The sequence below is a fragment of the Actinokineospora inagensis DSM 44258 genome (assembly GCF_000482865.1).
Classification (GTDB): domain Bacteria; phylum Actinomycetota; class Actinomycetes; order Mycobacteriales; family Pseudonocardiaceae; genus Actinokineospora; species Actinokineospora inagensis.
Genome location: NZ_AXWW01000072.1, coordinates 1 through 23,757, shown reverse-complemented (window position 1 = coordinate 23,757; position 23,757 = coordinate 1). Strand labels below are relative to the sequence as shown.

Sequence of the window (23,757 nt, the reverse complement as noted above, 5' to 3'; positions counted from 1 at the left end):
ACGTCGGGCGACGTCTTAGAGCGTTTCGTGCAGTGCGCGCAACCGGTCCGCCAGCGCCCGCCGACTCCCCGGCGCGATCACCACCCGCTCGTCCGGCAATGTCACATTCAGCCACCGACCGGCCACGGAATCCACATACCGCACCGGGTTCGCCGCCCGCCGCCGCCCGACCGCCGCGTACAACTGCCCCCCGCCGGTCACCGGCAGGTCCACGATCCGCTGCGCCGCCAACACCTCCGGCGGCCGCCGCGCCGAACTGGTGAACCGCCGCGACGGCTCCACCGGCGTCACCGTCACCGCCCGCCCCCGCGCCGCCCGCACATCCGGCGTCTGCGCCACCAACGTGTCCGCCAACCGGTCCGGACTGGTCGGCCGCAAGTGGACCGCCCCCTGCGCCCGCACCGCCACCACCGCGTCCCGCCCGGCCGCCGCCACCAACACCGCCGTCGTCTGATCCCCCGTCGAAATCCACCCGTAATACTCCACGTGCGGCCTGCACAACACGGCGAACGTCGCCAACAAATCCGCGTCGACCCGATCCCCGTCGACCTTCCCCGACCCCCGCAACTCCGCCACCGCCCGCGCGTACCCCGCCCGCTCAGACCCCTTCGGCACCCACACCGGCGTCGGCGCCAACGTCACGTGCAACTCCCCAAGCCCCTCCGCCGCCACCACCCGCCGAAGCGCGTCCACCGAAACCACCAGCGCCCCATCCAGCAACCCTCACTCCCCCAACCCAATAACCGACGGCGCCGTAACCTCATCCGACCCGAATACCCCCTCCGGATCCCCCTCCACCAAATACGCCGGAGCAACCCTCTCCACCTCATCCTCACCCCGCCGCTTCCCCACCCCAGACGGCGCCACGGGGTACGTCTGCCGCCTGGCCGTCTCGGCGGGCGATGGTCGGGAAGCACCCTCGGGTCCGAATCCTCTGCTCCGCTCGACCACCGACTCAACCGGCTTCGGCGGAATGGCGGGCCGATCGGGCTCGGCACCGAGCGTGTCAAACGGACCGACTGGCGCTTGCCCTATCGGCATTGGCCGTGCGGGCAACTGCGTTGGTATGCCGTTGCCGGGACCGGAGGCTGTCGTTGGTGCGTCGAGTGTGCTGCCCTGGGCGCCAGTCTGCTGAATCACTACCGGACTGTTGACTGAGACAGGCTCGTGAATCGACGGACGGGTTTCCGCGTTGTGCGGCGCACTCGTGGTGCCAGGCTCGTCGATGGACTCCGGCTTTGACTCGGCCTGGGGACCGCGCACCGGCTGCCGGGCAGGAACCGACACCGGCCGATCGGGTATCCGCTGGTCCGGTCGGCGCGCAGGGCGGTCGTGGACAACGACTTGCGGCACATCTGCTTGTTCGGGACGTTGGTGCGCACCTGGTTCAAGAGCGACCTTGGCCTCGTCGATGCTGATGTTTCCGAATGAGGTCGGCAACGACGACGCGTTGTACATGGAAGCGTCCTCATAGGACTGCATCACCGCCACGTTGTTGGCGTTCGCCTCGTAGTGCGCGCGGATCTTGGCTTCGTAGCTGTCCTTGTCACCGCCCAGCACACTGGGCCAGAAGTCCGGTTGCGCGGGCAGGGCCGGTATCGGCTGGACCGCGCTCCGCGCGGACTCGAATGAACCAACCTGCCGCATCGTCAGATCCTGCACCGAGGTCAGCGGTGGCTGGGCCAGTTCGTGCTCCACCGCGAGCGGTCCTGCCCCACGGGAAGCCGCGCCACTCGCGTCGCCCTCCCAGATCTCCTCCATGGCCCGTGTGAGCAGGCGCATGTCGTTCGCCCACTCGTCGTACTCCCCGGCGACCTCGCGGACCAGGTCCGCGGCTTCCACCAGGCGTCCGCCGCCTCGGCCGTCGCGGAAGTTGTCGTAGATGTCCTGACCAGTCATCTCGACCAACGCCTACCCCGCCTTCATGGTGGTGATCGCCAGCCTGGCCATCTCCTTCAGGGTGTCGCAGGCCGTTGGGCCCGCCCCCAACGAGCCCACCCTGAAAGTCAATTCGTCACGGATGCCGACGACCAGGTTGCAGAAGCCTTCCTTGCGGAGGTCATCGCTGAAGTGGAACACGCCGGGATACCCCGCTATCGTCACCGGATCGAAGTATCCGGTGTCGTTTCGGAAAGCGCGGTACGTGTCGGCGAGACCTCCCCCGTTGGACGTGAGCCACCCGAAGTCGAAATTGGCGAAGGACGGGCTGTCCCAGTCGCAGGAAGGCGCGTCGGAGTCGAGTTCGTGTGGGGTTCCCTCTTTCTCCCAGCCAAGTCCGGTGGACTGGGCCTCGGTGAGCACGGCGCAAGGCGCTTTGAGAAACCGACCGGGATCGATCGGGTTCTGCACCCGAGGCGCTCCGTAGCTGTTGTCCACGTTGGGGGAGCGCATGCTCGCAACCGGTGTCCCTGCCACCTCCCCGCAACTCGCCACACCCAGGAGGGTTGCGAAGGCCAGCCCGATGAACGCGCGGGCACGCATGTCAATGCCCACCAGTGGAACGTAGAACCAGTTCGTTCTCCGTCTCGACTGTGACATAAGCCTGGCGGGCAGATGTCAGCTTGGCGATGTACGCCCGCGCGTAATTGTGCATTGCAACATTGTGGTTAATGGCGTGGCGGATGCTGTTCTTCGTTACCATCGCCTCAAAGTTGCTTATTTGATCCCCGGCTGGTGACGCTACGCGGTCGAAGGCCGTGATGAGTTTGCGTTGGCTGGCCGCGATCTTGTCGAGGATTACCTTCCACTGTGCGATGACGGCGTCCAAGGCGGCGATGCTGTCGAGCCGGTACCGGCCGCCTGAGCCGCCGCTGCCCGCGTGCAGTGGTGAGTGGGGGCCGGGGAGGATGTCGCGGACTCGGCCGATGGCGATCTCGGCCGCGATTTGCAGGTCAACGCTGACCGCGTTGGCGCCCTCCGACATGGCAGGCTCCCTCGTTGGCTGTGGCTGCCGAAGGGCAGGCTAGCAACGGAGCGGAGTCGGGTGCGTGCGTTCTGTCCGAGTTCGCCCAGGCGGGCGCAACGACGCGAAAGAGGGCGAACGACCGGGGGATGGTGGATGACGGAGAGTGTGCGTCGTCACACCGGCGTGGTGCTGGGTGTTGCTCAAGGATGACCGATGTGCCAGAAGGCGTGCCCCCGGGGGGGAAGGGGCACGCCTTCTGGCAAATGTTGGGCTACGTGGACAAAAGTTGGGCGCAGCGGATAAGTCCCAAGTGGGAGTAGGCCTGGGGGTGGTTGCCCAGGGACCGCTCGGCGATGGGGTCGTATTCTTCGGGGAGCAAACCGGTGGGGCCGGCGGCGTTGACTATTTGGGCGAAGAGGTCTTCGGCTTCTGGGCGGCGGCCGGTGAGCAGGTAGGCCTCGATCATCCAGGCGGCGCAGATGTGGAAGCCGCCTTCGTCGCCGGGGAGGCCGTCGTCGCGGTGGTAGCGGTAGACGGTGGAGCCGGAGCGGAGTTCGGCCTCGGTGGCGGTGACGGTGGACTGGAACCGGTCGTCGGTCGGGTCGATGAGGCCGACCATGCCGATCATCAGGGTGGCGGCGTCCAGGTCGGTGCCGTCGTAGGCGGTGGTGAAGGCGCGGACCTGGTCGTTCCAGCCCTTGGTGAGGACGTCCTCGGCGATGGTGGCGCGCAGGTCCGCCCAGCCGGGCCGCGGGGTGCGGCCGTAGGTGGCGGCGAGGGTGATGGCGCGGTCGATGGTGAGCCAGCACATGACCTTGGAGTACACGTGGTGGCGCGGCCGGTGCCGTTCCTCCCAGATGCCGTGGTCCGGCTCGTGCCAGCGGCGGGTGACGGCCTCCGCCATCGCCTCGACCATCGACCAGTCACTGTCCGAAAGGGACCCCCGGGCCGCCGAGAGCGCGGCCACCAGGTCGACCACCGGGCCGAACACGTCCAGTTGGACCTGCTGGTTGGCGAGGTTGCCGACCCGGACCGGGCGGGAACCGGCGTACCCGGGCAGCGTGTCGATCACGGCCTCGGGGCCCAGTGTGGTGCCCGCGATGGTGTACAGCGGGTGCAGCCGCTCCGGGCCGGGCAGGGTCGCCAGGACCCGGTGCACCCAGGCCAGGAACGCCTCCGCCTCCACAGTGGACCCCAGTGACACGAGCGCCTTCGCGGTCATCGACGCGTCGCGCAGCCAGCAGTAGCGGTAGTCCCAGTTGCGGATGCCGCCGATCTCCTCGGGCAGCGATGTGGTTGCGGCGGCCATGATGGCGCCGGTCTCGCTGTGGCACAGGCCGCGCAGGGTCAGCGCCGAGCGGGCGACCAGGTCCTTCTCCACGGCGGGCAGCACCAGCGAGTCCAGCCACCGCGTCCAGTAAGTGGCCGCCAGCGCCTTGCGGTCGGGTTCGGCGACCGGGTGCGGCGACAGGTCGTTGGTGCCGCAGCGCAGTTCGAACACGACCGGCGACTCCGGTGTGGGCTGGACCACGGCGCGCGCCGAGTCGACCTGGCCGTCGGAGGTGATCTCCCATGTCACCCCCGGCGCCCGCAGGGCGATCGGGTCGGACGTGCCGCGCACCCGCAGCCCGTCCGCGGTGGCCTCCAGCCGGACCTGGACCTGGCCGAACTCCGGCCGCGGCGCGAACTCCACGACGGCGGCGGAACTGCCGGACAGCACCCGGGTCAGGTCGGTGCGGTGCGGCGCGGCCCCGTGCTCGAGGTAGTCGGTGACCAGCAGGCCGGACCAGCGGGTCTCCACCGTCATGGTGCCCGGCAGGTAGCGCTGCCCGAGCGGCAGGCCGCCGCGTTCGGGGGACACCGAGAAGTGGCCCGCGGTGGGGCCGCCGAGCAGGTCGGCGAAGATGGCGGCCGAGTCCGGCTCCGGGTGGCACAGCCAGGTGACCCTGGCGTCCGGGGTGACCAGGGCGACCGAGCGCTCGTTGGCCACCATGGACAGTCGCTCGATCGGCGGCGCCTGCTCGCCGTAGAGCCAGTTGCGCCGTTCCTCCAGCAGGAACGCCAGCACCTTGGCGACCGCGACCGGGTCCGGGATCCGGTACGCCGCGAGGGTTTCCCCGTCGCCGACCTTGACCCCCAGGTCCGGTCCGGCGAGCCGGGCGAACGCCTTCTCGTCGGTCACGTCGTCGCCGACGAAGATCGCGGCGGTCGCGCCGACCTGGTGGCGCAGCACGTCGAGCGCGTGACCCTTGTCGGTCTGGACCACCGCCAGCTCGACCACGGCCTTGCCCTCGGTGACCTGGACCCCTTGCCAGGTGCAGGGTCCGGTGCGGACCTTGCCCAGCACGTCGTCGGCGACCGCGGGGTCGGCGCGGCGCACGTGCACGGCGATGCTCGCGGGCTTGACCTCCAGGGCGACACCCGGCGCGCCCTCGATGAGCTTCTCCAGCTCGGCCTCGATCCGGCGGTGCAGGTCGCGCGCCTCGCCGTCGAGGGCGTGCACGAAGCCGACGTCGAACTCGGACCCGTGGCTGCCGACCAGGTGCACCTCGGACGGCAGCCGGGACAGGGTGGCCAGGTCGCGCAGGGCCCGGCCGGAGATGACGGCCGTCGTCGTCTCGTGCAGGACGGCCAGCGAGCGCAGCGCGCCGACGGACTCGGTGTGCGGGCGGGCGTTCTCGGGGTTCTCGACGATCGGCGCGAGCGTCCCGTCGTAGTCGCAGGCGACCAGCAGCCGGGGCGTGCGGGCTATCTGCACGACGGCGCGGCGCAACTCGGCGGGGAGGGCCTCGGCGGTCAACGCCTTCTCCTTGGCTTGGTTTTCGGGGCGGTGCTGCTCAGTGGGCGTGCTCCGGGTCCAGCGCGTCGAGGAACGAGCGCGCCCACCGGTCGACGTCGTGGGTCAACACTTGTCGCCGCAGCGCGCGCATCCTACGGCGACCCTCCGCTGGATCGATTGTGAGGGCCGCGTGCATGGCGTTCTTGACCCCGTCAAGATCGTGCGGGTTGACCAGGAAAGCGCTTGTCAGCTCCGCCGCGGCGCCCGCGAACTCGGAGAGCACGAGCGCGCCGCCGAGGTCGTGGCGGCAGGCCACGTACTCCTTGCACACCAGGTTCATCCCGTCCCGCAACGGGGTCACCAGCATGACGTCGGCCGCGGCGAAGAACGCGGACAGTTCAGCCCGACCGACGGACTGGTGCAGGTAGTTGACGATCGGGCGGCCGATCCGGCCGAACTCGCCGTTGATCCGGGACACCACCTGCTCGATGTCGCTGCGCATCCGCTGGTAGTGCTCGACCCGCTCGCGGCTGGGCGTGGCGAGCTGCACCATGGCGACCTCGGTCGGGTCGACCCTGCCCTCGGAGAGCAGCTCCTGCAGCGCGTAGAGCCGGACGTCGATGCCCTTGGTGTAGTCCAGTCGGTCCACCCCGAGGATGACCTTCTTGGGGTTGCCGAGGTCGGCGCGGATCTGCTGGGTGCGGGCGACCGTTTCCCGCTTGCGCGACAACGTGTCCAGCCCCGCCGAGTCGATCGAGATGGGGAACGCGCCGACCCGCACCGCCCGGTCGCCGAGCTGGATGACGCCGGGCCGGGTGCGCACGCCGACCGCGCCGCGGGTGGGTTCCAGGCCGAGCAGCCGACGGGCCAGCCAGAGGAAGTTCTGCGCGCCGCCGGGCCGGTGGAACCCGACCAGGTCGGCGCCGAGCAGGCCGCGCACGATCTCGGCCCGCCAGGGCAACTGCATGAACAGCTCGGTCGGCGGGAACGGGATGTGCAGGAAGAAGCCGATCCGCAGGTCCGGTCGCAGGTCGCGCAGGATCGCGGGCGCCAACTGCAACTGGTAGTCCTGGATCCACACCGTCGCGCCCGGGGCGGCCACCTTCGCGCAGGCCTCGGCGAACCGGTGGTTGACCTTGACGTAGCTGTCCCACCAGCCGCGGTCGAACACCGGCGGCGCCACCACGTCGTGGTAGAGCGGCCAGAGGGTCGCGTTGGAGAAGCCCTCGTAGTAGTCGCGGACCTCGTCGGCCGTCAGTGCCACCGGGTAGAGCCGCAGACCGTCCTCGGTGAACTCCTCGACGTCCGCGTCCGCCACGCCGGGCCAGCCGACCCAGGCGCCGCTGCGGCTGCGCAGGAACGGCTCCAGGGCGCTGACGAGCCCGCCTGGGCTGTGCTTCCACCGCTGCGAGCCGTCCGGGAGGCGTTCCAGGTCGACCGGCAGCCGGTTGGCGACCACGATGAACTCCGCACCGTCTCCGCTGCTCACGCCGCCGTGCCTCCTCCTGCCAAGGGACCTCAGGGTTTGAGGCTAGCCAGTGCGGGCACTCCCCGCGTCCTGCGACCGGTGTGAGCGCGCGTGGCGACTCTCACGCCCGCCGGGGGTTTACTCGAGCCGCCTTTCCGTTGGCCGCAACGGTCCCGAGAGCCGCGGCCCGGACAGCCTGCGCTCCAACCTGCCCAGACCGCTGCGCACCGGTTGGGCGAGGTACTCGCCCAGGACGACGCCCGCGGCGAGTGCGAGTGCGATCGCCGCCGCCAGCATCAAGGTCGGTAACCCGGCGGTGCTTCGTTCCGCGGCCAGTTCGTAGAGCGCGCGGTACGTGGTGAGGCCGGGCAGCAACGGCACCATGCCGGACACGACGACCACGAGCGGCGGCATCCGCAGCCGCCGCGACAGCATCCCGCCCGCGAACCCGATGACGACGGCCGCGATCCCGGACGCCGTGATGGCACTGGTGCCCGTGAGGGTGAGCGCGCCGAACACCGCCGTCCCCGCGCCGCCCGCGCCCGAGGCGACGAGCAGCGCACGTGGCTTGGCGTAACTGGCCAAGGCGAACAGGGCGGCGGCCGCCGCTCCCGCGATGGTCTGGACCGGCAGCCGGAACGCGCTGGGCGGCAACGGGTCGGCGAGCGCGGTGTGCGCCATGCCGAGCGAGGTGGCGATGTTCAGCGCCAGCACGACCCCGGCGATCAGCCCGGCCGTCATCAGCGAGATCTCCATGGTGCGGCCCGCGGCGGTCACGTTGTAGCCGGTGATCGCGTCCTGCACGGTCGACACGACCGACAACCCCGACAGCAGCACGGTGATCGCGGCCGCGACCAGCACCGTCGGTCGCGCGGTGATCACGTGGCCCGCCAACAGCGCCAGCGCGGCACCGGTCGCCAGGGCACCGCCCACGACCTGCTGGAAGAAGAACGGCAACGCCCGCTTGTTCAGCACCCGGCCGACCCGGTCGACGACGGCGGTGATGACCCCGGCGAACGCGGCCATGTCCGCCGACCCACCGATGAGGACGGTGATCGCCGCCGCCATCGCCGCGTACGCCGCCGTCGCCACCCACCGCGGGTACGGGTGCGGCGCCGTGGTGATCCGCTCCAGCTCGGCCCGCGCCCGCGACACCCCGATCCGGTTCGACGTGATCTTGCCGACCAGCGTCTCCACGTCCGCCAACCGCGTGTAGTCCAGCCCACGCGAACGCACCACCCGCAGCGACGTGATCGGCGGCTCGTCGGTGCCGCGGCTGCAGGCAACGGTGATCGACGTGAAGATCACATCGACCTCGCAGTGCGGCAGCCCGTACGCCGCCGCCACCGCGATCACCGTCGCCGTCACGTCCGAGGCCCCCGCCCCGGACGCCATCTGCACCTCCCCGATCCGCAGTGCCAGGTCCATCACGGAGTGCACGGTCCGCTCCTCCGGCAGCCGCGGCCCCTGCACCGCCGCCTCCACGTGCCCGTTGGCGTGCCCGTTGACCTGGCCGTTCACCGGGGCACCCCGCTGCCGCCACACCCGCCACCTGGCCCGCTGGGGGAACCGCACGATCCCGTCCTCCTCACTCATCCCATGTCTGTCGACCGTTGCGGATCAAAGGCCGCCCCGCAAGCCGACCCATCCCGGCCCGTAGGATTGACGCTGGCGCGGTGTGGCGCCAGATGCCGGCATAGCTCAATTGGCAGAGCACTCGCCTTGTAAGCGAAAGGTTGCGGGTTCAAGTCCCGCTGCCGGCTCCACACATGGGTGGAGTCTGCTCGCGGAGAGCGCTCGCCGGATTGCGTTCCGCGTTCGCCCCTGGGGGCGACCCCCAGACCCCACGGCGCGGTGGTCGCGGTGTGGGGTCCGAGTCGGCGGTTACGGTGTGGTGGTCGAGTGATCACTCGGTGCGGCGGGGTGTCCGGGACCGGTCAACCAGGTGTGCAACGGCGGCCTGGGCTGGGACGATGTGGTCGTCGACTGTCGAACCACGGGGGGTGCCCGGTGACCGGGGAACCGACGATTCGGGCTGGGGCCGCTACCGATGTTGGGTTGGTGCGCGCGGCCAATGAGGACAACTACGTGGTGACGTCCTCGGTGTTCGCGGTCGCGGACGGGATGGGTGGGCACGCGGCGGGGGATGTGGCCAGTGGGTTGGCCGTGGCCGGTCTCGCGCAGTTGGGGTTGGCGGGGGTGGTGCGGCCGGAGGAGGTGCGGCGGCACATCGTCCGGTTGAACGGGGACATCCTGGCCGCCGCCGCCCGGAACCCGGAGCAGTGGGGGATGGGGACGACGGTGACCGGGTTGTGCCTGGTGGACTTCGCCGGGTCACCGCACTGGGTGGTGTTCAACGTCGGGGATTCGCGGGTTTACCGGTACGCGGGCGGCTCGATGGAGCAGCTCACGGTGGACCACTCCGAGGTCAACGAGCTCGTCGCGGCGGGCAAGCTGAGCCCGGCGGAGGCGGCGACGGACCCGCGGCGCAACGTGGTGACCCGGGCGTTGGGGTCGCCGACCGCGCCGGAGCCGGACATCTTCGTGTTCCCGCTGGCCGAGGGCGACCGGTTCCTGGTCTGCTCCGACGGCCTCACCGGCGAGTTGGACGACGGGGCGCTCGCGTCCGTGCTGGCCTCCTGGGACGACCCCCGCGACGCCGCGGCGAGCCTGGTGCGGGCCGCGGTGGTGGCCGGTGGGCGCGACAACGTGACCGCCGTCGTGGTCGACCACGTGCCCGCGCACACGCCCCCGGCCGACGACGAGACCGCGCCGAGAAAGGTGTCCTGAGTGGAGGTCCGGTACCGCCCCGGGGGCTGGGTCGCGGTGACCGGTCCGCGCACGTGGCTGTTGGTGGCCGCCGACGCGGCCGCGCCGCTGGTGGCGCGCTGCTGGGAGTTGGCGCGCGCCGGTGCCGACGAGGTGGAGTTGGTGGGCGCGATCGCGGCGGACGGTTTGCGCGCGGTGCGGGACTTCGCGGTCGCCGGGTTCGCCGAGGGCGCGGGCCAGGTGATCGTGCGTGGCGCGGCCCGGGTCGAGCTCACCGGTACGGACGGTTCGACGCGGGTGGTCACCGCCGAGCACGTCAGCACCTGGGTGGAGACCCGCCTGGACCGCTCGACCGTCCGGCTCGTGCTGGGCGGCCCGGTCACCGAGGGGTCGGCGTTGCCGTTGGACAGCGGGGTCGTGCGGGCCGGTGGTCTGGACATCGAGCTGGCGCAAGCGCTTGTCCCCGCCGAGCCCGCCGAGGCGGTGCAGGCCGTCGCGGCACCCGTGGTCGTCTCCCCGGCCGCGGTCGCCGTCACGGTGCCGGAGACGACCAAGCTGCCGGTCGACGAGCGCACCACCCACCTGCCCGCCGAGGGCACCACCGAGGTGATCACCCACCTGGCGTGGGCCGTCGCCGAGGACCCGGGGGCCACCCGGGCCCGCCCGGCCACCGCCGCAGCGCCGACCCTGGTCCCCGCGATCCGCTGCGACTCCGGCCACTGGAACCCGCCGCACGCCGTGGCCTGCCGGGTCTGCGGTGCCGGGGTGCCGCCCCAGCAGCCGGTGGACATCCCGCGGCCGACCCTGGGCGCGCTCCGGCTGTCCTCCGGTGACCTCGTCCAGCTCGACCGCGGTGTCCTCCTCGGCCGCGCCCCGGACGTGGGCAGCGACCAGTCGGTCCGGCCGCACGTGGTCCGCCTGCGGAGCCCGGACGGCGACATCTCGCGCAACCACGTCGAGATCCGCCTGCTCGGTTGGCAGGTGTTCGCCGTCGACCTCGGTTCGCGCAACGGGACCGTCGTCGCGCCGCCCGCCGACCTGCCGTTCGACCTGGTCGCGTACCAGCCGGTCGAGATCGTGCCGGGGACCGTGGTGAGCCTGGCCGACGACACGAGCTTCGTGTTCGAGGTGGTGGGGTGAGCGCGCCGCCGATACCGGGGTTGGTGTTCGTCCGGTTCCTGGGGTCCGGCGGGTTCGCCGAGGTGCACCTGTACCGGCAGGCGGAGCCCAAGCGCGAGGTCGCGGTGAAGGTCCTCAAGGCGGTGGGCCGGTTCACCGCCGAGGCCGACGCGATGGCCGAGCTCGGTGACCACCCGCACATCGCGCAGGTCTTCTACACCGGCATCACCGCGGACGGCCGGTCGTACCTGGTCATGCCGTACTACCCGCGGCCGAACTTCGCCGAGCGGGCGCGCACCGAGCGGATCGGCGTCGGCGAGGCGCTGCAGGTCGGGGTGAAGATCGCCAACGCCGTGCAGTCCGCGCACGCGGTGGGCATCCTGCACCGGGACATCAAGCCCGCCAACGTGTTGGTGGACCGGTTGGGCGAGCCGCGGCTGGCGGACTTCGGCATCGCCGGTCGGGTCGCGGCCGCGCACGGCGCCGACGGCGTGCTGATGTCGGTGCCGTGGTCGCCGCCGGAGGTGCTGCGCGGCGAACCGTCCACCTTCCAGTCCGATGTGTACTCGTTGGGCGCGACGGTGTGGCACCTGCTGGCCGGTCGTTCGCCGTTCGAGGTTCCGGACGGCGACAACGGTGTCGACGCGTTGGTCCGCCGGATCGAGACGACGCCCGCGAAGACCACCGGGCGACCGGGTGTGCCGGACGCGTTGGAACAGGTGTTGTTGCGGGCGATGGCACCCGATCCGGCCGACCGGTTCGGTACCGCCCGGGAATTCGCGCTCGCCTTGCGCGCGGTGGAACAGAGCGGTGTTTTCCCGGAGCAAACGACCGTTCTCCCGCCGCGCCCGGTGGCCAAACCGGACCCGGTTGCGGAAACCCGGTCACGCCCGGTGGAAGAAACCCGCGCTCGCGTTAGGCCGAATGGCGCAGCGCGGCCGCCCGCCTATGTCGACCCGCCGAAGAACAGCCGTCCGGCGCCCGTCGAACCGGTCGCGACGACCGTCGCGCGGCCGCCGAAAACTGTGGCGTCGGACACAGTGAACGAGCGTGAACGCAGGCCGTGGGCGGCGCTCACCCTGGGTGCCGTCGCGCTTGTGGCCGCCGCCGTCACCGGTGCCGTTCTGTTGTCCGGCACCCCGGCGTCGCGCCAACCCACCGCCCCGGCCGACCCGGGGGTGCGCGATCAGAACGCGGGCGGACTGGACGCCCCACCGGGGAAACCGACTATTTCCGCCACCCGCGTGGATGCCGCGACGCTCCGGTTCAGGTGGACCTACTCGGCCCAGTTCGCCACGGACAGTTACGTTTACCGGACCGCCGATTCCTCACGCTCCGAAACCGCGACCACGCCGTCCGTGGACATTTCCGCCCCCGCGGGCACCCGGGTTTGCCTCCAGGTGAAGGTGGTGCGCGCCGACGGCGGTAACGGTTCCGCGGACTGGTCACCACCCGGGTGTGGAGTCTGACCCGACAAACCTGCAACATTGTCGCCGCCCGACACGATACGGCCGGTTGACGGCTCGGGGACTCTGGCAGGGGACACGTGGGTTTTTTCAGGCGACACCGAACCGCCATCGCGTCCTCGGTCGTGCTCGCGATCGGGGCGACGGCTCTGGTCACGTACGCGCTGGCCTCGACCGGCTACCCGGTGCGCCAGGTCGACCTCGACGACGGCGGCATCTGGGTGACCAGCGACAAGGACGGCCTGTTCGGCCGCTTGAACAAGCCCGCAGGCGCCCTCGACGCCGCGTTCTACCCGCCCGGCGGCGCGCAGCGCACCTACCAGCTCGACGTGTTCCAGGACGGTTCCGCGGTCGCCGCGCGCGACTCCGCCACCGGCCGGGTCTACCCGGTCGACGTGACCCGCGCGGTGGCCCTGCCCGAGCAGGGTTTATCCATCCCCGGCGATACGACGTTATCGATGGCGGGCGGCACGCTCGCCGCGCTCGACCCGAAGACCGGCCGCGTGTGGGCGACCAGGGTGGACACCCGCGCGGGCATGACGAACATGGGCACCCTGGACCCGGCGAACGCCCCGATCGCCACCGTCGACCCGGACGCCGCGATGGCCGTCGGCGTGGACGGGACCGTGCGGGTGGTGTCGAAGACCGGCAAGGTCGCCACCGTCCGGGTCAGCCAGGACGCGTTCGAGAGCGCCGAGTACTCCAAGCTCGCGCACTCGCTGGCGAGCGTCCAGGTGACCTCCGTCGGCGGCGACATGGTCGTCCTGGACCCGACGAAGGGGACCCTGGTCCTGCCGGACGGCAAGGACGTCACGATCAACTCGTCGGACACCACCATGTTGCAGCAGCCCGGTCCGGGCGCCGACAGCGTGCTGGTGGCGAACGAGAAGTCGCTGCTGTCCATCTCCATCGCCGACGGCCGCCCCACCGTGCTCTCCGACGCGGGCAAGGGCGCGCCCGCCGCCCCGGTCCGGCTCGGCGGGTGCGTGCACGCCGCCTGGGCGCAGACCCCCTCCGGTTACGTCCGGTCCTGTGACGGCGGCAAGGCGACCCCGGGCAACCTGCGCGACGAGGCCGTGCTGGCCAAGCCCGCGTTCCGCACCAACCGCGGTTCGATCGTGCTCAACGACCTGGCCACCGGCGCCGTGTGGGACCTGAGCACCCAGCGCAAGGTCGACAACTGGTCCGCGGTGAAGCCGCCGCCGGTGCAGAACCCGGACGACAAGACCAAGAACGACAAGAACACCGACGCGGTCAAGGACAAGCCGCCGAAGGCCGTCGACGACAACCTCGGCGCGCGCCCCGGCCGGACCACCGTGCTGCACGTGCTGGACAACGACTCCGACCCGGCGGGCAACATCCTGTCCATCTCGGCGATCACCGCCCCGGACAACCCGTCGGTGCGGCTGGCCATCGCCCCGGACGGGCAGACCGTGCAGGTGACCATGCCGGAGTCCGGTGTGGACACCCGGTTCAAGTACACCGTCGACGACGGCAAGGGCCTCACCGCGACCGCGTCGGTCAACGTCGAGTCGCGCGGTCCGGACGAGAACAAGCCGCCGGAGCTGCGGCCCGGCTACAAGCCCGCCGAGTGGGCGGTGTCCGCCGGTGGTCTGGTGTCGATCCCGGCGGTCTCCGACTGGCGCGACTTCGACGGCGACCCGATCGTCCTCAACGACGCGAAGGTCGACGACGGTTCGGTCACCACGACCCCCGAGGGCTTCGTCGAGTTCACCGCGCCGCGCAAGCCGGGCACCCAGGAAGTCCAGTACGACGTGACCGACGGTCGCGGCCAACTGGTGGCGGGCAAGGAATCGGTCCTGGTGCAGGACCCGAAGGCCACCAACGCGGTCGCCGCGGTCGCCCAGCCGGACGTGGCGCGCGGCCAGGTCGGCCAGCCGATCCAGGTGCGCCCGCTGGAGAACGACCGCCCCGGCTCCGACCCGACCGACCCGACCGCGCGGCTGCGGCTCGCCGGCGACCTGGCCAGCCCGCCCGGGGCGACGGTGACCACCGACATCAAGTCCGGTCTGGTGACGGTGACCGTGGCCCGGCCGGGCACGATCTTCCTGGAGTACTCGGCCGCCTTCGGCAACGCCCCATTCGCCACCGGCAGCATCCGGGTCGACGCCTCGCCCGCGCCGTCCGCGCCGCTGCCGCCGGTCGCCGTGCCGGACAGCGCGGTGGTCCGCGGCCAGTTGCCGACGCTGGTGGACGTGCTGGCCAACGACGTCGACCCGTCCGGCTCGCTGCTGGTGGTGCAGACCGCGGCCGCGGTGGAGGAAGACCAGATCAAGGTCGCCATCGTGAAGGGCCGCTGGCTGCGGCTGACCGCGCTGACCCCGTCGCTGAGCCCGAACCCGCAGATCGTCCGCTACACCGTCACCAACGGCCTGACCGGCGCGGTCACCGGTGAGGTGTCGGTGACCCAGTTGGCGCCGCCCGCCGACGACACCCCGGTGCCCAAGGACGACTACGCCACCGTTCGAGCCGGTGACTCGGTCGCGATCCCGGTGCTGGACAACGACACCACGCCCGGCGGGTCGCCGATCTCGTTGCAGGCCAACGTCGAGGGCGCTCCCGCGCGCGGTCAGCTCTCGGTCACCGGCACGACCGATCCGGGCACCCAGGTCGGTTCGGCCTACGTGACCGGCACCGTGGTCCGCTACGTGCCACCGGCCACTGTGGACGCTCCGGTGAAGGTCCTCATCTCCTACGTCGCGGTGAACCCCAACGGCGACCAGGCCGTCGGGCACGCGCACGTCACGGTCAACCCGGCGCCGACACCGCAGTCGCCGAACCAGCCGCCCGCCCCGCAGGAGGTGGACGCCAGGGCGACCGCGGGCGACACGATCAAGATCATCATCCCGACCAGCGGGGTGGACCCGGACGGCGACTCGGTCTCCGTGTCCGGCATCGGCTCCGCCGCCGCGCTCGGCCGCGTGATCAACATCGGCGCCACCTCGATCACCTACCAGGCCTACCCGACCAGCGCGGGCACCGACACCTTCGCCTACCTGGTCACCGACCAGTACGGCAAGACCACCGCCGCCGACATCCGGGTCGCCGTGGTGCCGCCCGGCGACCCGCAACCCGCCATCGCGGTGGACGACGTGGTCACCGCCGCCCCCGGCATCCGGCTGGCGATCGACGTGATGGCCAACGACCTGCACGCCCCCGGCGACACGATCCAGGTCGAGCCGCTCGCGCAGCGCAACCCGAACCTGCCCAAGGACGTCACGCTCAACCAGGACAACGGGCTCATCGAGCTGACCGCGCCGGAGCTGACCGGCAAGCCGCTGGTGATCGTCTACAGCATCACCGGCGGCTTCGGCGAGCCGTCCGTGGCCACGCTGACCGTGCGCAGCCAGCGCGACTACAACATGCCGCCGATCGCGGGCGACACCTACGCCGAGCCCAAGCCGGGCGCCGACACGGTCGAGGTCGACGTGCTCAAGTCGGCCGGCGACGTGGACGGCTCCGCCGAGGACCTGACCGTCACCAAGGTCTTCGACCCGAAGGCGACGATCTCCGACGGCAAGATCACCCTGCCGGTGCACGACCAACCGCGCACGGTGGCCTACGAGCTGCGCGACGGCGGCGGGGCGACCGCGCTCGGGTTCGTCCACGTGCCCGCCACCGGCAATGGCGCTCCCTACGCCAAGTCCGACCAGAGCATCGACATCCCGATCGGCGGCACCAAGACCGTGTCGGTCGCCGACCTGGTGGTGGACCCGGCGGGCAAGCCGGTGCGGCTGACGCTGGCCGACAAGATCTCCGCGTCCCCGTCGATCGGCCTGCAGGCCCGCAACGACGGCGACCAGAACCTGGTGCTCACCGCGGTTCCCGGCTACAACGGGCCCGCCGCGGTCACCTTCGAGGTCACCGACGGCCCGAACCTCACCGAGGGCACGACGGCGATCATCACCGTCCCGGTCCAGGTCGGGCCGGACGTGCCGATCCTGCGCTGTCCCAGTGGGACGATCACGCTGATCGCGGGCGGCACCACCATCGGCATGGACATCACCTCCGTCTGCCACGTGTGGACGGCCAAACCCGGTGGCGCGAACGACCTGAAGTACTCCGCGCGGTGGCGCGACGAGGCCGACGGCGTCGAGATCGCGGGCTCCGGTTCGCGCACCATCCGGCTCACCGCCTCCGGTGCCGCCCGACCGGGCGCCAGCGGCGTGCTGGAGATCGGCGTGGACGGCTCACCCGCCCCGCCGACCACCTTCTCGGTCCGGGTCATCGCGGTGCCCGCCCCGTCGGTGTCGCCGGTGGCCATCGACGGCATCAAGGCGGGCGAGACCGCCGAGATCAACCTGGCCCAGTACGTGCGGTCCCGGCTGCGCGACCCGGTGATCTCCGTCGTGTCGGTGCGCCAGGCCGACGGCATGTCCGCCACCGCGACCTCCAGCGGGTCGACCGTCCGGATCACCCCGGGCGCCGACGCGCACGGCACGATGTCGTTCGAGGTGACGGTCACCGACGTTGCCGACACGACCCGCAACGACCGCTTGGTCCCCGGCCGGATCACCCTGCGCGTGCTGGGCGTCCCGGACGCGCCGAGCATCCCGATCCCGGGCCGCACCACGCTGAGCAAGGTCGTCGAGCTCGCCTGGGGCACGCCAGCCAACAACGGCGCCCCGATCGAGGGCTACGAGGTGGACTGGGACGGCGGCAGCCAGGCGTGCGCCGCGTCGCCGTGCTCGATCTCCGGTCTCACCAACGGCCGCGACTACGCCTTCACCGTGAAGGCGCGCAACCTGGTCGGCTGGGGCAAACCGAGCGCGCCGTCGGCGTCGGCGACACCGGACGAGGTGCCGGGCGCGGTCGGCGGGTTGACCGCGCAGTCCCAACGGGACGGTTCCATCACGCTCACCTGGACCCCGGCCCAGAACGAGGGCAGCGCGATCCAGAAGTACGAGGTCAGTTGGACCGGCGGCGGCCGGATGACCCTCCCCGGCACGGCGACCACCGCCACACCGTCCGGTTTGGACAACGACACCGTCTACACCTTCACCATCGTCGCGGTGAACGCCCAGGGCCCCGGCCCGGCGACGTCCACCACCGCCCAGTCCGCGGGCGCGCCGAACCGGCCGAGCGCACCGACGTTCACCGCCGCCCAGTCGGCGGACTCGAACCAGCGCGCGGTGCGGATCTCGTGGGCCCCGGTGCGCTCCAACGGTCCTGGGCCGGTCACCTACACGCTCACCCGCTCCGGCGGTGGCGGCGACAAGAAGGTGTGCGCCGACGTCACCGTGACCACCTGCGCCGACGACGGCCTGGTCAACGACGGCACGATCTACACCTACGTGGTCACCGCGGCCAACGCCGGACCCGGTGACGGCCACACCTCCGCGCCCAGCCCAGGCGCGGAGATGGAGGCGACCGCCACCCCCGACCCGTTCCGGTCCTCGTTCAAGGCGGAGGCGACCGGCGTCGACGGCCAAGCCAAGATCACCTTCGACGCGCCCGCCTCGCACGGCAAGACGAACACCGTCACCTGCACCTGGGGCGGCGGCAACACCTGCGGCACCTGGACCTACGACCCGGACGGCAAGGACGACGTCAGCTACACCGTCAACGGCCTGCCCAACGGCCAGGAGACGGTGATCTCGCTGCGCACCTGCAACGGCAGCAGCGGCGGCGCCTACGCGGGCGACCCGTGCAACGCGCCCGCGTCGGCCAAGGTGACCACCTTCGGTCAGATGAAGGACCTGGAGCTGACCCTGTCCACCACCGAGGACAAGATCAACTACCAGATCAGCGTCGACCCGAACGGCAAGGCGGCCAAGGTCCAGGTCAAGACGAAGACCGGCACGACCACCAAGACCACCGGGGTCGGCGTGTGGACCCTCAACGACGACGAGCAAGTCGGCTACGACACGAGCGACACCATCACCGTCACGGTCACCGACGTCACCGGCGACCGCGACCCGGTCACGGTGTCGAAGTCGATCACGACCGGCCCGAAGCCGCCGACTCCCGTTGTCACCGTGACCAAGGGCGCCAAGTGCGGCGGCGGCGACCCGGCCACCCCGTGCGGCAGCGACCCCAACGCGTGCACCGACGCGAGCTGCGCGTTCATCACGGTGCAGACCAAGGACTTCAAGGGCAACGTCTCCTGCTCGTTCTCCGCGGACAAGCCGGGCACCTGGGTCAAGGAGAGCTACGGCCCCAACGAGACCCGCCAGTCGAAGAACTTCTACGGCTCGCCAGGGACAACGGTCTACGTCACCTGCGACAACGTTCAAGGAAAGTTGGTGTGGTGACAGTGCTCACCGAGTACACAAAGGACAGGAACGGGCGATGACGGCCACACCCGAGCAGGCGCAACTGTTCGCGCAGACCTTCGACCGGTTGGTCGCCAACGTCAGCGTCGCCATCGTCGGCAAGGAGCACACGGTCCGCCTCGCGTTGACCTGCCTGCTCTCCGAGGGGCACCTGCTGCTGGAGGACTACCCCGGCACCGGCAAGACGATGCTGGCCAAGGCGCTGGCCCGGTCGGTGCAGGGCACGAACTCGCGCATCCAGTTCACCCCGGACCTGCTGCCGTCGGACGTGACCGGGGTGACCATCTACGACCAGCGGCGCCAGGAGTTCGAGTTCCACCGCGGCCCGGTGTTCCACTCGATCGTGCTGGCCGACGAGATCAACCGCGCGTCGCCGAAGACCCAGTCGGCGCTGCTGGAGGTCATGGAGGAGGGCAGCGTCACCGTCGACGGCGTGTCGCACGACGTCGGCAAGCCGTTCATGGTGATCGCCACCCAGAACCCGATCGAGCAGGCGGGCACCTACCGGCTGCCGGAGGCGCAGCTCGACCGGTTCCTGATGAAGACCAGCATCGGCTACCCGGACCACACCGCCACCGTCGCGCTGCTGTCGGCCGCGTCGGTGCGCGACCGGTCGGCCACCGTGCAGCCGGTGATCTCGTCGCAGGTCGTGTCGCAGCTCGCCGCGACCGCCGACCGCGTGCACGTCGACGCGGCCGTGCTGTCCTACATCACCCGGCTCGCCGAGGCCTCCCGCGAGCACGAGCACGTGCGGCTCGGCGTGTCCGTGCGCGGCTGCCTCGCCTACGTGCGGTGCGCCAAGACCTGGGCGATGACCAAGTCCCGCAACTTCGTCACCCCCGAGGACGTCAAGGAGCTGGCGCTCCCGGTGCTCGGCCACCGCATCCTGCTCAACGCGCAGGCCCAGTTCGACGGCGTGTCGATCACCGACGTGGTCGAGAAGCTGCTGGCCGACGTCGCGCCGCCGGTCGCCAGGGGCTAGCCGTGACCGGATTCGGGCAGTCGGACGGCGGCGGACCGGGTGGTCCCGGGCCCGTCGCGCCGGTGCGGCAGATCAGCGAGGTGGGCCAGGTCGAGCCGAGTGGTCCACTGGGTCCGGGGAATCCGGCGCCGGTCCAGCAGATCAGCGCCGTGGGGCAGGTCGGTCCGGTCGGGCCGGGTCTGCCGGTGCGACCCGTCCAGCCGCAGCGGCCCGCGACCGGTCGGCCCACCGCGCTGGACCGGGTCGTCGAGGCCCTGCGCGCGGTCACGCCGATGGGTGTGGTCGTGCTGGTCTGCTCGGTGCTGTCCTGGATCGCGGGCGGCGTGCTCGGCTGGCAGGAACTGGTCGTCGCCGGGGCCGCTGGTGTGCTGGCGTTCCTGGTGTGCCTGAGCTGGGCGGTCGGCCGCAACCTGCTCGCCGTCCGGTTCAACCTGGACAAGGAGCGCGTCGTCGCAGGCCAGCCCGCGACCTGCGTGGTCGAGGTGGCGGGCAAGCGCGCGGGCGGTCGGCTGCTGGCGATGGAGCTGGAACTCGCCGTCGACGACGAGGTGCACGTGGTGGAGGTCCCCGGCCTGGTGTCCGGGCAGGTGCACAGCGAGTTCTTCCCCATCCCCACCGAACGCCGCGGCGTCGTCGCGGTCGGCCCGGCGGTGACCGTGCGCGGCGACCCGCTGGGCATGCTGCGCCGCGCCGTCGAGTGGGGCGGCACCCGCGAACTGTTCGTGCACCCGGTGACGGTCCCGCTCGGCCCGCTCGGCGCGGGCATGCTGCGCGACCTGGAGGGCTACACCACCACCGACCTGTCCACCAGCGACCTCGCCTTCCACACCCTGCGCGAGTTCGCCCCCGGTGACGACCGCAGGCACATCCACTGGCGGTCGTCGGCGAAGGTCGCGGCCGCTGGCTCCGCGGGCGGCACCTTCCTGGTCCGCCAGTACCTCGACACCCGCCGCGCCCGCCTGGTCATCGCCGTCGACGGCGACGCCGCCGCCTACGCCGACCTGGACGACTTCGAGACCGCCGTCTCGGTCGCGGGCTCGCTCGCGCTGCGCGCGCTTGAGGACGACATCGACCTCACCGTGTTCGCCGCGGGCCAAGCCGTGCACGACGCCACCGTCCAGTCCGCTTTGGACGGTCTGGCCCGGGTCACCCCGGTCACCATGGGCCTGGACGACCTGACCACCCGCGCCGCCCGGCTCGCCCCCGACGCGACCGTCGTCGTGGTGGTGGCCGGTGGCTCGCGCACCTTCCCGGAACTGCTGCGCGCCTGCGGGCAGTTCCCCTCCGACATCCGCCGCGCCGCGATCACCGTCGCCGCCGGCGGCACCGCCGGGATCACCGAGAACGTGGGACTCACCGTCGCGACCGTGCGCGACCTGGACGATCTGCGGGCAGTGCTCGCTGGAGGACCGCTGGCATGACGTCTTCCGGGCGTTCCCTCACACCGACCCGCGCCGACCTCGCCGACGCGGTGTTCCTGACGCTGCTGTTCACCGTGGCCCTGGTCGGTTTCACCACCAGCTACACCGGTTGGGCGTTCCTCTGGACCGGGCTCGCCGGCCTCGGCCTCGGCCTGCTGGTCGGGCACGTCGCCAACGTCCTGCGGCAGCCCCTGGTCACGGTCATCGCCATGACCGTCGCCGTGTTCTTCCTGCTCGGCGGCGCGGTCGTCCTGCGTGACCGCGCGGTGGCCGGGTTCCTGCCCGGCCCGGACGCGCTCGGCGGTCTGGCGAAGTCCAGTGTGGACAGTTGGAAGCAGTTGCTGACCACGCTGCCGCCGGTCGACAGCGGCCCGCTGCTGGTCATCCCGTACATCCTGGGCCTGCTCTGCGGCTCCGGTGGTCTCACGCTGGCCCGCCGGGTCAGGGTCAGCGCCGCCCCGGTCGCCGCCCCGGCCCTGGTGATGATCGCCGTCGTGCTGCTCGGCACCTCGTCGCCGACGCTGCCGACGGTCCTCGGTGGCGGGTTCGCCGCGCTGACCCTCGCGTGGACGTCGGTCCGCGCCCGCCGTCGTCGCCGCCAACTCCGCGACGGCGCCCGCCGCGCCACCCGCGTCATGTCCGCCGCCGCGCTCATCGGTGCAGTGGCGGCGATCGCCGTGTTCGCGGGCCCCGTCCTCCCGGGCGCAGGCGGCCACCGGACGGTGTTGCGCGAGTACATCACGCCCCCGTTCGACACCAACGCCTACGCCAGCCCGCTGGTCGGTTTCCGCAAGTACACCAAGGACGCCAACCAGCTCTGGGACCAGACCCTGTTCGCCGTCACCGGTCTCCCCGAGGGCGGCCTGGTCCGCATCGCCACCCTCGACGACTACACCGGCACCGTGTGGGGCGCGGGCGGCGAGAACACCGAAGCCGTTCCGGGGCAACCGAAGTACGGTTTCCAACGGGTCGGCTCACGCATCCCCGCGGCGGCGCAGGGCAAGACGGCCACCGTCGAGATCGAGATCGGCGCCGCCTACGCCACCGCCGACGACGTCAACGCCTGGCTCCCCACCCCCGGCACCCCCACCGCGGTCCGGTTCGCGGGCGCGGGCGCCCCCGCGCACGCCGAGAGCTTCCGCTACAACCTCGCCACCACCAGCGGCATCGTCGCCGACCGCCTGCACCCCGGCGACAAGTACACAGTGGACACCGTGGTGGACGCGGTCGACGTCCCGGCCGACCCGCAGCCGTTCGGCCGCCCCACCCTCTCCCAGTCGGCGTACCAGTTCGTCGCCGCCAAAACCCGCACCTGGACCGGCGGCGCCGCCAACCTCGGCTCCAAGCTGAAAGCCGTCGCCACCTACCTGCACGACAACGGCGCCTACAGCGACGGCGGCCCCGGCGAGACCGAGTACCTCCCCGGCCACAGCGTCGGCCGCCTCACCGGTTTCCTCAACGCCCAACGCCCCGTCGGCGACGACGAGCAGTACGCCGCCGTCTACGCCCTCGCCGCCAACCAACTCGGCATGCCCGCCCGCGTCGTCCTCGGCGCCGTCCCCGGCCCCGGTGGCATCGTCAAGGGCGAGAACATCCAAGCCTGGGTGGAGATCCACCTCACCGACGGCCGCTGGGCGCGGATCATGAACACCGAGTTCATGCCCGACAAGTCCAAGAAGCCGGACAAGATCCCGCCACAGCAGTACGAGAACACCGACGCCTCCGTCGTCCCCCCACCCAACACGGTCCACCCCCCAAGCTCCCTCACCGACGCCAGCCGAGTCGACCCCAACGTCGGCCACGCCCCCTCGGCCAACGCGGACAACCCCTGGGAAATCCCCGGCTACCTCCTCACCATCCTCACCTGGGCCGGTCCTCCCGTCCTCCTGGTAGCCCTGGTCTGCACGGTCATCATCGGCGGCAAATCCCTCCGCCGCCGCCGACGCCGCCACCAAGGCGAACCCGCCACCCGCGTCGCCTCCGGCTGGCAAGAAGTCCTCGACCGCGCCCGAGACCTCGGCACCCCCGTCCCCACCGGCCTCACCCGCCCCGAACAAGCCACCACCCTGAACAACCCCACCGTCCTCCACCTAGCCCACACCGCCGACGCCACCATCTTCGGCCCCCTGAACCCCAACGACACCACAGCCACCCACTTCTGGACCGCGGTCGACGACATCAGAAAACAACTAGGCTCCAACACCACCCGCCTCCGCCGCATCAAAGCCGCCCTCAACCTCACCACCTTCCACCCCCGAAACTCTTAATAGCGCAACACCACCCCCCACCCCCCTTGCGCCGCGCGCCTCAAAACCCGCCCGAATCGACGAGGCACCACACCGGCACCACCCCCCAAAAAAAAGAAGAACCCCGCCCTGCATCGACGAAGCGCCACTCCCGCACCGCGCACCCCAAAAAAAAGAAAAGAACTCACCCCTCATCGACGAGGCTCCACTCTCGCACCGCGCGCCTCGGGACCCGCCGACACCAACTGCCCGTTGTGGTGGAGTTGTTTTGTTTGGGGGGAGCGGTGGCCTAAGCCGGCTGGCGGG

The 23,757-nt window shown here is 71.2% G+C and carries 14 protein-coding genes and 1 tRNA gene; 8 read left to right on the top strand and 7 right to left on the bottom strand.

What is annotated here, in order from left to right:
• Positions 1 to 15 precede the first annotated feature (15 nt).
• The 7 genes from H504_RS0123430 to H504_RS0123400 form a co-directional block, all read right to left on the bottom strand.
• On the bottom strand, positions 16 to 693 hold the full coding sequence (locus H504_RS0123430) for an ESX secretion-associated protein EspG (protein WP_169735447.1): 678 nt from the start codon (positions 691 to 693) through the stop codon (positions 16 to 18).
• 30 nt (positions 694 to 723) lie between these two features.
• Positions 724 to 1,899 carry a hypothetical protein gene (locus H504_RS0123425; RefSeq protein ID WP_026424761.1) on the bottom strand — a complete coding sequence of 392 codons (1,176 nt, stop codon included), beginning with the start codon at positions 1,897 to 1,899 and terminating at the stop codon, positions 724 to 726.
• 12 nt (positions 1,900 to 1,911) lie between these two features.
• Positions 1,912 to 2,493, bottom strand: a complete 582-nt coding sequence (locus H504_RS0123420; protein WP_026424760.1) for a DUF3558 domain-containing protein — start codon at positions 2,491 to 2,493, stop codon at positions 1,912 to 1,914.
• Positions 2,483 to 2,923, bottom strand: coding sequence for a hypothetical protein (locus tag H504_RS41570; protein WP_026424759.1), 441 nt, complete (start codon positions 2,921 to 2,923; stop codon positions 2,483 to 2,485). Before H504_RS41570 ends, H504_RS0123420 begins: the two co-directional genes overlap by 11 nt.
• Positions 2,924 to 3,176: 253 nt before the next feature.
• Entirely contained in the window at positions 3,177 to 5,705 is a 2,529-nt protein-coding gene (otsB, locus tag H504_RS0123410) for a trehalose-phosphatase (protein ID WP_026424758.1), read from the bottom strand.
• Positions 5,706 to 5,742: 37 nt separating this feature from the next.
• The gene (locus H504_RS0123405; protein WP_026424757.1) at positions 5,743 to 7,173 is read right to left on the bottom strand and encodes an alpha,alpha-trehalose-phosphate synthase (UDP-forming); all 1,431 of its coding nucleotides are present in this window, start codon (positions 7,171 to 7,173) and stop codon (positions 5,743 to 5,745) included.
• A 117-nt stretch (positions 7,174 to 7,290) separates the two neighbouring features.
• On the bottom strand, positions 7,291 to 8,748 hold the full coding sequence (locus H504_RS0123400) for a threonine/serine exporter family protein (protein ID WP_084468081.1): 1,458 nt from the start codon (positions 8,746 to 8,748) through the stop codon (positions 7,291 to 7,293).
• A 94-nt stretch (positions 8,749 to 8,842) separates the two neighbouring features.
• Here H504_RS0123400 and H504_RS0123395 point away from each other — a divergent pair.
• The 8 genes from H504_RS0123395 (at position 8,843) to H504_RS36610 (ending at position 23,472) form a co-directional block, all read left to right on the top strand.
• Positions 8,843 to 8,918 (top strand) — tRNA-Thr (locus H504_RS0123395).
• Positions 8,919 to 9,213: 295 nt separating this feature from the next.
• The gene (locus tag H504_RS0123390) at positions 9,214 to 9,942 is read left to right on the top strand and encodes a PP2C family protein-serine/threonine phosphatase (protein ID WP_245614425.1); all 729 of its coding nucleotides are present in this window, start codon (positions 9,214 to 9,216) and stop codon (positions 9,940 to 9,942) included.
• Entirely contained in the window at positions 9,943 to 11,061 is a 1,119-nt protein-coding gene (locus tag H504_RS0123385) for an FHA domain-containing protein (RefSeq protein ID WP_026424754.1), read from the top strand. It abuts the gene before it with no gap.
• Positions 11,058 to 12,509 carry a serine/threonine protein kinase gene (locus tag H504_RS38985; protein ID WP_051386179.1) on the top strand — a complete coding sequence of 484 codons (1,452 nt, stop codon included), beginning with the start codon at positions 11,058 to 11,060 and terminating at the stop codon, positions 12,507 to 12,509. The genes H504_RS0123385 and H504_RS38985 overlap by 4 nt, the downstream gene beginning before the upstream one ends.
• Before the next feature lie 122 nt (positions 12,510 to 12,631).
• The gene (locus tag H504_RS0123375) at positions 12,632 to 18,781 is read left to right on the top strand and encodes an Ig-like domain-containing protein (protein WP_026424753.1); all 6,150 of its coding nucleotides are present in this window, start codon (positions 12,632 to 12,634) and stop codon (positions 18,779 to 18,781) included.
• Between the two features lie 37 nt (positions 18,782 to 18,818).
• Positions 18,819 to 19,784 carry an AAA family ATPase gene (locus H504_RS0123370; protein WP_026424752.1) on the top strand — a complete coding sequence of 322 codons (966 nt, stop codon included), beginning with the start codon at positions 18,819 to 18,821 and terminating at the stop codon, positions 19,782 to 19,784.
• Positions 19,785 to 19,786: 2 nt separating this feature from the next.
• A complete protein-coding gene (locus H504_RS36615) occupies positions 19,787 to 21,205 on the top strand; it encodes a DUF58 domain-containing protein (protein WP_051386178.1) in 1,419 nt (472 codons plus the stop codon).
• Positions 21,202 to 23,472: a transglutaminase-like domain-containing protein gene (locus H504_RS36610; RefSeq protein ID WP_084468076.1), complete on the top strand. Its 2,271-nt coding sequence runs from the start codon at positions 21,202 to 21,204 to the stop codon at positions 23,470 to 23,472. Before H504_RS36615 ends, H504_RS36610 begins: the two co-directional genes overlap by 4 nt.
• The last annotated feature ends 285 nt before the right edge of the window (positions 23,473 to 23,757 follow it).

Coding starts and splice junctions, on each gene's coding strand:
- H504_RS0123425 (WP_026424761.1), bottom strand. CDS start 1,899: ATGACTGGTCAGGACATCTACGACAACTTCCGCGACGGCCGAGGCGGC.
- H504_RS41570 (WP_026424759.1), bottom strand. CDS start 2,923: ATGTCGGAGGGCGCCAACGCGGTCAGCGTTGACCTGCAAATCGCGGCC.
- H504_RS0123400 (WP_084468081.1), bottom strand. CDS start 8,748: ATGAGTGAGGAGGACGGGATCGTGCGGTTCCCCCAGCGGGCCAGGTGG.
- H504_RS0123370 (WP_026424752.1), top strand. CDS start 18,819: ATGACGGCCACACCCGAGCAGGCGCAACTGTTCGCGCAGACCTTCGAC.
- H504_RS36610 (WP_084468076.1), top strand. CDS start 21,202: ATGACGTCTTCCGGGCGTTCCCTCACACCGACCCGCGCCGACCTCGCC.